13 protein-coding genes are annotated in these 12,886 nt (G+C 53.3%); 6 read left to right on the top strand and 7 right to left on the bottom strand.

What is annotated here, in order from left to right; all coding sequences use genetic code 11:
- Positions 1-24 precede the first annotated feature (24 nt).
- Both pdxK and HVX72_RS06365 read left to right on the top strand, forming a co-directional pair.
- Entirely contained in the window at positions 25-891 is an 867-nt protein-coding gene (gene pdxK, locus HVX72_RS06360) for a pyridoxine/pyridoxal/pyridoxamine kinase (protein WP_181822789.1), read from the top strand.
- The gene (locus HVX72_RS06365) at positions 888-1,130 is read left to right on the top strand and encodes a cytoplasmic protein (protein ID WP_181822790.1); all 243 of its coding nucleotides are present in this window, start codon (positions 888-890) and stop codon (positions 1,128-1,130) included. The genes pdxK and HVX72_RS06365 overlap by 4 nt, the downstream gene beginning before the upstream one ends.
- Positions 1,131-1,191: 61 nt before the next feature.
- Here the strand turns inward: HVX72_RS06365 and crr are convergent, their stop codons facing one another.
- The 5 genes from crr to cysZ all read right to left on the bottom strand — a co-directional run bounded on the left by crr (position 1,192) and on the right by cysZ (position 6,052).
- Positions 1,192-1,701, bottom strand: coding sequence for a PTS glucose transporter subunit IIA (gene crr / locus HVX72_RS06370; RefSeq protein ID WP_042290834.1), 510 nt, complete (start codon positions 1,699-1,701; stop codon positions 1,192-1,194).
- A 40-nt stretch (positions 1,702-1,741) separates the two neighbouring features.
- On the bottom strand, positions 1,742-3,469 hold the full coding sequence (gene ptsI, locus HVX72_RS06375) for a phosphoenolpyruvate-protein phosphotransferase PtsI (RefSeq protein WP_042290832.1): 1,728 nt from the start codon (positions 3,467-3,469) through the stop codon (positions 1,742-1,744).
- Positions 3,470-3,515: 46 nt separating this feature from the next.
- The gene (gene ptsH / locus HVX72_RS06380; RefSeq protein ID WP_000487600.1) at positions 3,516-3,773 is read right to left on the bottom strand and encodes a phosphocarrier protein Hpr; all 258 of its coding nucleotides are present in this window, start codon (positions 3,771-3,773) and stop codon (positions 3,516-3,518) included.
- 382 nt (positions 3,774-4,155) lie between these two features.
- Positions 4,156-5,127, bottom strand: a complete 972-nt coding sequence (gene cysK / locus HVX72_RS06385) for a cysteine synthase A (RefSeq protein ID WP_181822791.1) — start codon at positions 5,125-5,127, stop codon at positions 4,156-4,158.
- Between the two features lie 163 nt (positions 5,128-5,290).
- The gene (gene cysZ / locus HVX72_RS06390; RefSeq protein WP_181822792.1) at positions 5,291-6,052 is read right to left on the bottom strand and encodes a sulfate transporter CysZ; all 762 of its coding nucleotides are present in this window, start codon (positions 6,050-6,052) and stop codon (positions 5,291-5,293) included.
- 230 nt (positions 6,053-6,282) lie between these two features.
- On the opposite strand from cysZ, the gene zipA reads away from it, so the two are divergent.
- The 3 genes from zipA to HVX72_RS06405 all read left to right on the top strand — a co-directional run bounded on the left by zipA (position 6,283) and on the right by HVX72_RS06405 (position 9,613).
- The gene (gene zipA / locus HVX72_RS06395; protein ID WP_060570580.1) at positions 6,283-7,305 is read left to right on the top strand and encodes a cell division protein ZipA; all 1,023 of its coding nucleotides are present in this window, start codon (positions 6,283-6,285) and stop codon (positions 7,303-7,305) included.
- Between the two features lie 72 nt (positions 7,306-7,377).
- Positions 7,378-9,393 (top strand): NAD-dependent DNA ligase LigA, encoded by a 2,016-nt coding sequence (gene ligA / locus HVX72_RS06400; RefSeq protein ID WP_181822793.1) that lies wholly within the window; start codon positions 7,378-7,380, stop codon positions 9,391-9,393.
- 1 nt (position 9,394) lies between these two features.
- Positions 9,395-9,613 (top strand): DUF3820 family protein, encoded by a 219-nt coding sequence (locus HVX72_RS06405; RefSeq protein ID WP_060570586.1) that lies wholly within the window; start codon positions 9,395-9,397, stop codon positions 9,611-9,613.
- Here the strand turns inward: HVX72_RS06405 and HVX72_RS06410 are convergent.
- The gene (locus HVX72_RS06410; protein WP_060570587.1) at positions 9,610-10,608 is read right to left on the bottom strand and encodes a bile acid:sodium symporter family protein; all 999 of its coding nucleotides are present in this window, start codon (positions 10,606-10,608) and stop codon (positions 9,610-9,612) included. The two genes, HVX72_RS06405 and HVX72_RS06410, sit on opposite strands and share 4 nt — an antisense overlap.
- A gap of 385 nt (positions 10,609-10,993) precedes the next feature.
- Positions 10,994-11,758, bottom strand: coding sequence for an outer membrane protein OmpK (locus tag HVX72_RS06415; RefSeq protein ID WP_181822794.1), 765 nt, complete (start codon positions 11,756-11,758; stop codon positions 10,994-10,996).
- A gap of 280 nt (positions 11,759-12,038) precedes the next feature.
- Here HVX72_RS06415 and xapA point away from each other — a divergent pair, with 280 nt between their 5' ends.
- The gene (xapA, locus tag HVX72_RS06420) at positions 12,039-12,872 is read left to right on the top strand and encodes a xanthosine phosphorylase (RefSeq protein WP_181822795.1); all 834 of its coding nucleotides are present in this window, start codon (positions 12,039-12,041) and stop codon (positions 12,870-12,872) included.
- Positions 12,873-12,886: the final 14 nt, after the last annotated feature.

Below are 12,886 nucleotides of genomic sequence, written 5' to 3' on the forward strand. Positions count from 1 at the left end.
GTTGTCCAGTGAGAGGAGATGTTTATGGCGCAGGAGAGTGATATACAGTCAGTGCTTTTTAGCGATAGCCATCGGGCGTTACAAACCGACATCGTCGCCGTTCAGTCACAGGTGGTGTACGGCAGCGTGGGTAACAGCATCGCGGTGCCGGCTATTAAGGCAAAAGGTTTGCGCGTCACGGCGGTACCTACGGTGCTGTTCAGCAATACGCCGCATTACGAGACGTTTTATGGCGGCATTATTCCTGCCGACTGGTTTAACGGCTATTTACAGGCGCTGAGTGAGCGCGACGCCCTGCGCGAGCTGAAGGCGGTGACCACCGGTTACATGGGCAGCGCAGAGCAAATCGTCCTGTTGGCGCAATGGTTGCAGAACGTGCGCCAGCACCACCCCAATATCACCATTTTGGTTGATCCGGTGATAGGGGACGTGGACAGCGGTATGTATGTGAAAGCGGAAATCCCGGAGGCTTACCGTCAGCATCTGCTGCCAGTGGCGCATGGGCTGACGCCAAATGTCTTTGAACTGCACATGCTGAGCGGCAAACCGTGCGATACGCTTGATGAGGCAGTGATTGCGGCGAGGTCGCTGCTCACCGATACGCTGAAGTGGATTGTGATCACCAGTGCTCCCGGACAAAACCGTGACGCTATCAACGTGGCGGTGGTGACGGCTGAATCGGTGGATATTATTGAACATCCACGGGTGGAAACCGATCTGAAAGGCACTGGCGATCTGTTCTGTGCGGAGCTGGTGAGCGGCATTGTACGTGACATGACGTTAACCCGAGCCACGCAACTGGCGGCAGAGAGGGTGCTGGACGTCATGATGTGGACCCAACAATGCGGCTGCGACGAATTAATACTGCCGCCGACAGGGGAGGCGCAATGAAAAGTTATCGCTTAGTGGTTCGTCAACAAGGGCGGGTGGTCGGTCATTTCGACACCAGTGGAGTGGATGCGCTGGCGGATATTTGCGTGGCGCGCGCCATGTTTGGCGTTGCGGGAGGGTATCAGTGCGAATTGTTGGTCGCAGACGCCGAAAAACGGATGCTGGAAAGTGGACCGGACGGCATGAAAATCCTGATGCGCGAGAAGTGCTATCGTCCGGTCACCGCCACGCTGCTGTAAAGGTGAAATTGACGGATAAAAAAATAGCGCCGGAAGGCGCTATTTTTCACTGCAGCAAGAATTACTTCTTGATGCGGATAACCGGAGTTTCACCCACGGTCACGCTACCGGACAGTTTGGTCAGTTCTTTGATCTCGTCCATGTTGGAGATAACGACCGGCGTCAGAGTGGACTTGGCTTTTTCTTCCAGCAGCGGCAGATCGAATTCGATGACCGGGTCACCCACTTTCACGCGCTGGCCTTCTTCCGCGATACGCTTGAAGCCTTCGCCTTTCAGCTCAACGGTGTCGATACCGAAGTGAACGAACAGCTCGATACCGCTATCGGATTCGATAGAGAACGCATGGTTGGTTTCAAAGATTTTGCCGATGGTACCGTCAACAGGCGCGACCATTTTGTTACCGGTTGGTTTGATGGCGATACCATCACCAACGATTTTTTCCGCAAAAACTACATCCGGCACGTCTTCGATGTTGACGATCTCGCCAGAGAGCGGAGCAACAATCTCAATAGTTCCGGTGTCTTTCTTATCATCAGAAACCAGAGATTTCAGTTTATCAAACAAACCCATGATCTTCTCCTAAGCAGTAAATTGGGCCGCATCTCGTGGATTAGCAGATTGTTTTTTCTTCAATGAACTTGTTAACCAGCGTCATTAACTCGTCCGTTGTCGGTTGAGCAAGAGCCTGCTCTGCTAACACCTTCGCATCTTCGAAGTTCGTGTTACGGATAATCTTCTTAATGCGCGGGATAGAAATGGCGCTCATAGAGAATTCGTCCAGACCCATCCCCAGCAACAGAAGTGTAGCACGTTCGTCGCCTGCAAGCTCACCACACATGCCAGTCCATTTACCTTCTGCATGAGAAGCATCAATAACTTGCTTGATCAAGTTCAGCACGGACGGTGACATTGGCTGGTAAAGATGTGAAATCATATCATTACCACGGTCAACTGCCAGCGTGTACTGCGTTAAATCATTGGTGCCGATACTAAAGAAATCAACTTCTTTGGCTAAATGACGCGCAATCGTCGCCGCAGCCGGTGTTTCCACCATCACGCCAATCTCGATTGCTTCGTCAAATGCTTTACCTTCGTCACGCAGTTCCTGTTTGTAGATTTCGATCTCTTTCTTCAGTGCGCGCACTTCTTCAACAGAGATGATCATCGGGAACATAATGCGCAGTTTACCGAAAGCGGACGCGCGCAGGATAGCGCGAACCTGGTCACGCAGGATCTCTTTGCGATCCATGGCGATACGCACAGCGCGCCAGCCCAGGAACGGGTTCTCTTCTTTCGGGAAATTCATGTACGGCAGCTCTTTGTCGCCGCCGATGTCCATAGTACGCACGATAACTGCCTGAGAGCCGCAGGCTTCAGCAACAGCTTTGTACGCCGCAAACTGTTCTTCTTCAGTCGGTAGCGCGTCGCGGTCCATAAACAGGAATTCAGTACGATACAGGCCAACGCCTTCGGCGCCGTTACGCTCTGCGCCTTCGACGTCACGTACGGTACCGATGTTTGCGCACACTTCAACCTGATGGCCATCCAGGGTGATTGCCGGCAGATCTTTCAGTTTCGCCAGTTCCGCTTTCTCGGTGGCAACCTGTTCCTGCACGGCGCGCAGTTTTTCAATTTCTTCGTTAGTCGGGTTGACGTAAACCTGGTTGTTTACGGCATCCAGAATCAGATAGTCGTCGTTTTTAACCTGAGAGGTAACGCTGCCGGTACCCACGATAGCAGGCAGTTCAAGAGAACGCGCCATGATTGAGGTGTGGGAGGTACGGCCGCCCGCGTCGGTGATGAAACCCAGCACTTTTTGCAGGTTCAGCTGTGCGGTTTCGGACGGGGTCAGGTCAGCGGCAACCAGGATAACCTCGTCTTTGATTGCGCTCAGGTCGATGATCGCCAAACCCAGGATGTTGCGCAGCAGGCGCTTACCGATATCACGCACATCAGCCGCACGTTCTTTCAGGTATTCATCATCCAGTTCTTCCAGGGCAGTGGCCTGACCTTCGATAACTTCATGCGCAGCTGCGTCAGCCGTCATGTGCTTATCTTTAATCAGGGCTATGATTTCCTGCTCCAGCTCCTCATCTTCGAGCAGCATGATATGCCCTTCGAAGATGGCTTCTTTTTCTTCACCGAACGTTTCACCAGCTTTGGTTTTGATCGCTTCTAATTGCGCAGATGCCTTGGCACGACCGCTCAGAAAACGTTCAACTTCCTGATCAACCTTGTCGGCAGAAACTTTTTTCCGGTCAATGACGATTTCGTCTTCTTTCAGCAAAAGTGCCTTGCCGAAAGCGATACCCGGGGATGCTAAAATGCCTGAAATCATAACCCTACCTTACTTGTGACTGATTTTTAAAAGAACCCGGAAAAACTTATTCCAGTTCCGCCATCAGCTTGACCAGATGTTCAACCGCTTTCTGCTCGTCTTCACCTTCCGCAGAAATGGTGACAACGGTGCCCTGAGTCAGACCCAGAGTTTGCAGTTTGAACAGGCTTTTTGCGCTTGCGCTTTTGCCGTTGGAAGTCACAGTAATCTCAGACGTGAAGCCTTTCGCTTCTTTAACAAACTGAGCAGCAGGGCGGGTATGCAGACCGTTCGGAGCGGTAATGGTAACTTCTTGCTGGAACATTGTATTTCCCCAACTTATAGGTTTAGTGTTGTGGAACTAAAGTCTAGCCTGGCGGTTCGACTTTAGCCTGTATTGTTAGTGCCGACGTAAACGGACGCGACACACCAGGTGTTATACGCAATCCGTTGCAGGCAACTTCTGGCCGCTGACGTTTCGCTCGTCATTAAACATTATGCCGCGAAATCAAGAATTGAACCAAATCATAAAATCGATTCAGCAAGGAGTTTTCCTGTAACGATTAATTTCGCGCTTCAAAATAATTAGTCAGGTTAAATACCAGACCCAACGGGGTGAATCAATGCCAGGTGGGGTGAAAGTTTGAAGCAGGCCACAAAAAAGCACCTGAAAAGGTGCTTTTTTACGCGTTTTTAACAAGCTGGCATCACTGTTGCAGTTCTTTCTCAGTAAAGAGATCGGCAAACAATGCGGTGCTCAGATAACGCTCACCCGAGGACGGTAGGATAACCACAATATTCTTATTGGTAAAGCTTTCATCTTCCTGCAATTTAAGCGCGGCAGCGACGGCTGCGCCGGAGGAGATGCCCGCCAGAATCCCTTCTTCTTCCATCAGACGGCGTGCGGTAGAAATCGCCTCTTCATTGGTGATGCCAATGACTTTATCAATCAGTTTGAGATCAAGGTTGCCTGGAATAAAGCCCGCGCCGATGCCCTGAATTTTGTGCGGGCCTGGCTTCAGCTCTTCGCCAGCCAGGGCCTGCGCGATAACCGGAGAATCCGTCGGTTCGACGGCGACCGTGATGAGGTCTGCTTTACCCTTTGTGCCTTTGATGTAGCGGGATACGCCAGTCAGCGTACCGCCTGTACCCACGCCAGAAATAAATACATCCACCTGACCATCGGTATCTTCCCAGATTTCCGGGCCGGTGGTTTTTTCATGTATCTCCGGGTTCGCCGGGTTGCTGAACTGCTGAAGCAGCAGGTATTTCGCCGGATCGCTGGCGACAATCTCTTCCGCTTTCTGAATCGCGCCCTTCATGCCTTTCGCGCCTTCGGTCAGCACCAGATTCGCACCCAGCGCTTTCAGCAGTTTGCGGCGCTCGATGCTCATCGTTTCCGGCATGGTTAGCGTCAGCTTATAGCCGCGCGCGGCAGCGACGTAAGCCAGTGCGATACCGGTGTTGCCGCTGGTCGGTTCAACCAGTTCCACGCCCGGTTTCAGTACGCCGCGTTTTTCGGCATCCCAAATCATATTGGCACCGATACGGCACTTCACGCTGAAGCTCGGGTTACGTGACTCCACCTTCGCCAGAATGCGTCCGTTACCGATGCGGTTCAGTCGAACCAGCGGCGTATGACCGATAGTCAGCGAGTTATCTTCAAAAATCTTACTCATGGCCTGTCCTTAACTGTATGAAATTGGGATACCTTCCCAGCATACCCGTCAGACGGATAGGGGGAAGTAAGGATTTCGCATATCTATATGCTATGAGGAAATAATGACGATCAGTATGGAATAAGAAACGGCATATACCAGCGGCTGGCGTCTCATCTTTACATTATTTCCACAAGGCATGCTTCGCGCGATAGCAATCGACCCACATCGCCGTTGCGCCGCACACTGCAACCGGCATGATAAAAAGATTCAGCACCGGGATAAGGGTAAACAGGCTGGTGAGCGCGCCAAACTGCATATTGGTGACCTTGCGCGCGCGCAGGGCAGAACGCATCTCTTTAAACGGCACTTTATGGTTATCGAAAGGATAATCGCAATACTGGATCGCCAGCATCCAGGCACTGAACAAGAACCAGAGCACCGGGGCGACAGTTTGACCAATACCGGGAATGAAATAGAGGATCAGCAGGACGATGGCGCGCGGTAAATACCAGGCGAATTTTTGCCATTCGCGTTTCATGATGCGCGGCAGATCTTTCATGATGCCCAGCACGCCAGTATCTGGCGGCGTGGCCCCGGTCAGACGCGCTTCCAACTGTTCCGCCAACAGACCGTTAAACGGTGCGGCAATCCAGTTGGCGACCGTCGAAAAGAAATAGCCAAAGACCAACACCACCGAGATCACGGCGATCGGCCAGAGCAGATAACTCAGCCACTGCAGCCAGTCCGGGACATGCCGCATTAACGACGGGATCCAGGCATCCAGTTGGGTAAACAGCCACCAGAAGGCGCCGCCCATCAGCACGATATTGACCAGCAGGGGCAAAATAACAAAACGGCGGATCCCAGGTTGCGAGACCAGCTTCCACCCCTGAGCGAAGTAGTACACACCGCTGCGTGGTGCGGTGACGGATGATGACACCATAGTCAGGACAGACTCCTTTTAGTATTAGTCCTAAGTGAACCCGGGTATCTTACCGGGTAATTGCATTCAGGACAGTTCGGAAATGTTCGAAAAAACAGCAAAAAGCACGATTTCCTTCATCTTTATGCCGGGAAAGCTAAGAGTACACTTGCACTTGACGTAATCGGCAAATACTCTTAGTGAGTAAATGTTTGCCGTGGTGGCAAGGTGTTAGAACAACAGAGAATATAATGATGCAGGATTTGCGTCTGATATTAATCATTGTTGGCGCGATCGCCATAATCGCTTTACTGGTACATGGTTTCTGGACCAGCCGTAAAGAACGATCTTCTATGTTCCGCGATCGTCCACTGAAACGCATGAAATCAAAACGCGACGATGAGCCGTTTGACGACGATATCGACGCTGACGAAGGCGTGGGTGAAGTTCGTGTTCACCGCGTGAATCATGCCCCCGGCAGCCCGCAGGAGCATGAAGCCCCTCGCCAGTCGCCGCAACACCAGTACCAGCCGCCTTATGCGTCTGCGCAGCCGCGTCAGCCGGTCGCGCCGCCGCCTGACGCGACGGTGCCGCCGCAGCACGCTCCGCGTCCGGTACAGCCGGTTCAGCCGCAGCCTGCCCCGCAGCAACCCATTCAGCCGCAGGCCGCGCCGCAACAACCTGCGCCTGAGGCGCAGCAAACTGCCGCGCCTCAGGTACAGCCTGTTCAGCAGCCCGCTTCGCCAGCGCCGCAGGCGGCCTCGCAAGCATTCCAGCCGGCTGAGCCAGTAGCAGAGCCGCAACCAGAACCGGTGGTAGAAGAAACGCCGGCCCCTGCGCCAGAAAAACCGCAGCGTAAAGAAGCGGTAATCATCATGAACGTTGCCGCTCATCACGGTAGCGAACTGAATGGCGACGTCCTGCTCAACAGTATCCAGCAAGCGGGCTTTAAATTCGGCGACATGAATATCTTCCACCGCCACCTGAGTCCCGACGGCAGTGGTCCGGCGTTGTTCAGCCTGGCGAATATGGTTAATCCGGGAACCTTTGACCCGGAAATGACCGACTTCACCACGCCTGGCGTGACCATTTTCATGCAGGTGCCGTCTTATGGCGACGAACTGCAAAACTTTAAGCTGATGCTTCAGTCTGCGCAGCATATCGCTGATGAAGTGGGTGGCGTAGTGCTGGACGACCAGCGCCGGATGATGACGCCGCAAAAACTGCGTGAGTATCAGGACCGCATCCGCGAAGTGAAAGACGCTAACGCCTGATACACTAAAGGCACGACACATACTTTTCTGAACCCCCGCCTGTCGGGGGTTTTTTATCATTGATGGTGCGATATGGAATCAATCGAACAACAACTGACAGAACTGCGAACCACGCTTCGCCATCATGAGTATCTTTACCATGTGATGGATGCGCCGGAAGTGCCCGACGCGGAGTACGATCGTCTGATGCGCGAACTGCGCGAGTTGGAAGCCCGGCACCCGGAATTGATCACCCCGGACTCGCCTACCCAGCGGGTTGGGGCGGCGCCGTTGGCCTCGTTCAGCCAGATTCGTCATGAAGTACCGATGCTGTCGCTGGACAACGTGTTTGACGAAGAGAGCTTCCTGGCGTTTAACAAACGCGTTCAGGATCGCTTAAAAAGCACGGATAAACTGACCTGGTGCTGCGAGCTAAAGCTCGATGGTCTGGCGGTCAGCATTCTGTATGAAAACGGCATATTGGTCAGGGCCGCAACCCGTGGCGACGGAACCACCGGAGAAGACATTACCACCAACGTGCGCACCATCCGCGCCATCCCGCTACGTCTGCATGGCGATAACATTCCTGAGCGTCTGGAAGTGCGCGGAGAAGTCTTTCTGCCCCAGGCCGGTTTTGAAAAAATCAACGAAGAGGCGCGTCGTACCGGGAGCAAAGTCTTCGCTAACCCGCGTAATGCGGCCGCGGGTTCGCTACGCCAGCTTGACCCGCGTATTACAGCGAAGCGACCGCTGACTTTCTTCTGTTACGGCGTTGGTATCCTGGAAGGGGGCGAATTGCCCGATACCCACCTGGGCCGACTGATGCAGTTTAAGGCGTGGGGATTGCCGGTGAGTAATCGCGTTACGCTGTGCGACTCTCCGGAAGCGGTTCTGGCGTTCTACCGTCAGGTGGAAGAAGATCGCCCAACGCTGGGCTTCGATATTGACGGCGTGGTGATCAAAGTGAATTCACTGGCGCTGCAGGAACAGCTTGGCTACGTTGCCCGCGCGCCGCGCTGGGCAGTGGCGTTTAAATTCCCGGCCCAGGAACAGATGACCTTTGTCCGCGACGTGGAATTTCAGGTGGGGCGTACGGGCGCTATCACGCCTGTCGCGCGGCTGGAGCCCGTACAGGTGGCTGGCGTGTTGGTCAGTAACGCCACGCTGCACAATGCCGATGAAATCGCCCGTCTTGGGCTGCGGATTGGCGACAAAGTGGTTATTCGCCGGGCGGGCGACGTGATCCCGCAGGTCGTCAATGTGGTGCTCTCCGACCGTCCGGATGATACGCGTCCGGTTGAATTTCCGGCCCAGTGCCCGGTTTGCGGTTCTGACGTCGAGCGCGTGGAAGGCGAAGCCGTTGCCCGCTGTACCGGCGGCTTAATCTGCGGCGCGCAGCGGAAAGAGTCGCTGAAACATTTCGTTTCCCGTCGGGCGATGGACGTTGACGGAATGGGCGACAAAATTATCGACCAGTTGGTTGAGAAAGAGTATGTGCATACGCCTGCGGATCTGTTCCGGCTGACGGCAGGAAAACTGACCGGGCTGGACCGCATGGGGCCGAAGTCGGCGCAAAACGTGGTGGACGCGCTGGAAAAGGCGAAGGAGACAACGTTCGCGCGTTTTCTCTATGCGCTGGGTATTCGCGAAGTCGGTGAAGCGACCGCCGCGGGATTAGCCGCGTACTTCGGTACGCTTGACGCCTTAGAAGCGGCGTCGATAGATGAGTTGCAGAAAGTGCCTGACGTGGGAATTGTGGTGGCGACCCATGTGTTTAATTTCTTTGCGGAAGAGAGCAACCGCGAGGTTATTGGCCAACTACTGGCGGAAGGCGTGCGCTGGCCCGCGCCGGTTGCAATCAATCCCGCAGAGATCGACAGTCCCTTCGCCGGTAAAACGGTGGTTCTGACCGGCAGCCTGAGCCAGATGTCCCGTGATGACGCCAAAGCGCGTCTGGTGGCTCTTGGGGCGAAAGTGGCGGGCAGTGTGTCGAAAAAAACCGATCTGGTGATTGCCGGTGAAGCGGCAGGATCGAAGCTGGCGAAAGCCCAGGAGCTGGGCATCGACGTCATTGACGAAGCGGAAATGCTCCGCCTGCTGGGTGCCTGAAATGGAAAAAGAGCAGCTCATTGAGATCGCCAACACGGTGATGCCGTTCGGGAAATATAAAGGGCGTCGGCTGATTGATGTGCCGGAGGAGTATTTACTGTGGTTTGCCCGCAAGGATGAATTTCCGCCGGGTAAACTGGGCGAACTGATGCAAATTGCGCTGCTCATTAAAACCGAGGGGCTGACGCAGTTGGTTCAGCCCCTGAAACGGCCGCTTTAAACTTTCGCGGCGCGGCTCTCCTGCTGCGCCTGCATTTTTTCGGTCTGCTGCTTGTAGCGGCGTGCCATTACCGCACAGACCATCAGTTGAATCTGGTGGAAGATCATCAGCGGTAATACCATCATGCCGATCACCGACGTTGGAAACAGAATGTTGGCCATGGGGATACCGTTGGCGAGGCTCTTTTTTGAGCCGCAGAATACGATGGTGATTTCATCCGCTTTATTGAAGCCGCATTTGCGGGCGACAAAAACGTTTACCGCAATAACGACAGTTAATAGCACAATACTGACAACGACGATAAACAGCAGCGACCCCCAGCCTACCTTGTGCCAGATACCGTTAACCACCGCTTCGCTGAAGGCAGAGTAAACGACCAGCAGGATGGATGTCTGGTCGGTTTTCGCAATCCATTTCTTATTTTTCGCCACCCATTTACCGATCCATGGTCGGGAAAGATGACCAAGGACAAAGGGCAGCAGCAGTTGCAGCATGATTTTACCGACCTGCTCCAGACTGCCTTCCGCGCCGTGCATGTTCATCACCAGACCGACCAGCAGTGGCGAAAGGAAAATCCCCAGCAGGCTCGACGCCGATGCGGAGCAGACCGCCGCCGCCACGTTGCCGCCGGCCAGCGAAGTAAAGGCGATAGCCGACTGAACGGTGGCAGGCAGAATGCAGAGATACAGGAAACCGGTGTAGAGCATCGGATCGACGTTGACGGGCGCCCACCAGGCAAACAGTACGCCGAGCACAGGGAACAGAATAAAGGTGCTGCACATCACCCACAGGTGTAAGCGCCAGTGGCTTCCGCCCGCGATAATGGCTTCGCGCGAGAGCTTCGCGCCATGCATAAAGAACAACAGCGCAATGGCGGCGGTCGTCACGCCTTCGACGACAGGGACAAAAGCCCCTTCTGCGGGAAAAAACGACGCCAGCAAAACAACGGCGATCAGTGTCAGCGTAAAGGGATCAAGAATACGAAAAAGCGTCATAACGACTCCAGGGATTCAGTACTGACAGTGTGTGTATCGACTACAGAAATAACAAAGGCGTACTGCGTCTGCATATTAATGGAATCGATAGAGTATACACCGCATGTCGCTGATGCCCAGGAAAGAAGCGCTAGCGAGTAAGGGCATAGTATTTTTCCCGGCCGGGTGAAAGGTGCGTTGTGCCTGTGTGGGCGCTCAATCAGATATATACGTTTGTCTGCTGGTTGCCAGCGGCGGCTTTTGCCCCGCAGCCGCAGTTTTGCAAGGAAGGGATGGATATATTACGGGTCATCATAGCGCGCACCTGTTCCGAAATGACGGACCATCAAGATATCGACACAGGAGCGCAAAACTTCAGCGATGCCAGCCTTTGGCAGCCCTGTAGTCAGAAGTTAAATTTCGCCGAGTAGATAACCCCATCCTGAAGGAACGACTCTCCCAGCTTATTATCAGCGTAGCGGTACTGAATGCCTGCCGTCAGGTTCGGGGTTGCGTTCCACCATACCGCCACGGCGCCATTCAATCCATCTTTGCCTCCGTTTCCGGCGGCATAGGCGGGGTCGCGATCAAACTCGTATTCGTTCCAGTTGGTGAGGGTGAATTTCTCGCTTCCGAGAGTAAAACTGTATCCGGCAACCCATCCCATTACGTAACCATTGTCACCGCTATAATATGTCTGGTCGGTATAGCGTTTTGCAATAAATGGCTTTAACCAATAACCCGTGCCGGTAAAGTTATATCCCAGACCATACAAAAACATGTCATCATGGAAATGAATATGATTGGGGGAACCGTAGGTCCCATATGCATGCAAATAAAGATTTAATCCGGTATCGCCAAGATAAATACGATTGGTGTTTTTAAACGTATAGCGCTGTTCACTCCCCGGTTTTTCATTCCGTGAGCGATAAAAATTTTCCCAGTCGAAGAAAGCATATATTTCACCCCAGCTAAAATTAGCGCCACCTTCAAGTTCCAGATAACCAAAGTCGTCTTTGTGGGATTTGCTGCTGGTTCGGTGTGTGGTATCAGACGTCCAGTCCAGGTAGTGAAGACCGATATCGGCAAATCCACCTGTTAACTCCGCGTGGGCAGATTGCGATAACGTTAACGCGGCGGTAAAACTTAAGATAATAATATTTTTATTCATAGGGTATATTCCAGTATCCGGAAATAGATTGTTTTCGAATAATTGTTTTATTATTTTGCTCTTGTCAGCAACAGGTATGGTATTTATGTGATGGGTGAGAAATCCAATACATAATTATTACTAATCGATAGCGAGGCGATCTTAATTGCCCTATGGCGATCGATATCATTTCCATATCGATCGTCATGAGAAAGTGTATTGGAAAGTTGCAATGCTCTCTCGCTATAAAAAGAGGGTGCTGAACACAATTCATTCGATATGTAGATTTTAAGGACATCCCATGACTCATTCCGACCTGTCACAGAATCCGTGGTATTGCGTTGATATCATTCGCGGTTACTCACCTGGTTTTACGCCGCGCGTGGCCTTTATTCTCGGTTCTGGTTTAGGCGCGCTTGCTGAAAAGATCGAAGACGCCGTGGCGATTTCGTACGAGAAGCTGCCGGGGTTCCCGGTAAGCACGGTTCATGGTCATGCCGGTGAACTGGTTCTCGGCTATCTGGCAGGTGTGCCGGTTGCCTGTATGAAAGGGCGCGGGCACTTCTATGAAGGACGGGGGATGACCATTATGACGGACGCAATCCGTACCCTCAGGCTGCTGGGCTGCGAGTTATTGTTCTGTACTAACGCTGCCGGATCGCTGCGCCCGGAAGTGGGACCAGGAAGCCTGGTGGCGCTCAGCGACCATATTAATACCATGCCGGGTACGCCGATGGTGGGGCTGAATGACGAACGTTTTGGCGAGCGTTTCTTCTCGCTGGCCAATGCTTATGACGCCGATTATCGCTCGGTTCTTCAGACGGTGGCGGCGGAAGAGGGCTTTACCCTCAATGAAGGGGTATTTGTTTCTTACCCTGGACCGAACTTTGAAACAGCCGCAGAGATTCGCATGATGCAAATTATTGGCGGTGATGTGGTGGGGATGTCTGTGGTACCTGAGGTGATTACCGCCCGCCATTGCGGACTGAAGGTGGTTGCCGTTTCTGCAATAACTAACCTCGCGGAAGGGTTGGGCGATGTGACGCTCTCCCATGCGCAAACGCTCGCGGCAGCAGAACTTTCCCGGCAAAATTTTATCAACCTCATTTGCGGTTTCCTGCGCAAACTGGCCTGAGGCACATAACAATA

It is taken from the genome of Citrobacter sp. RHB21-C05, assembly GCF_013889015.1.
GTDB lineage: Bacteria > Pseudomonadota > Gammaproteobacteria > Enterobacterales > Enterobacteriaceae > Citrobacter_A > Citrobacter_A sedlakii.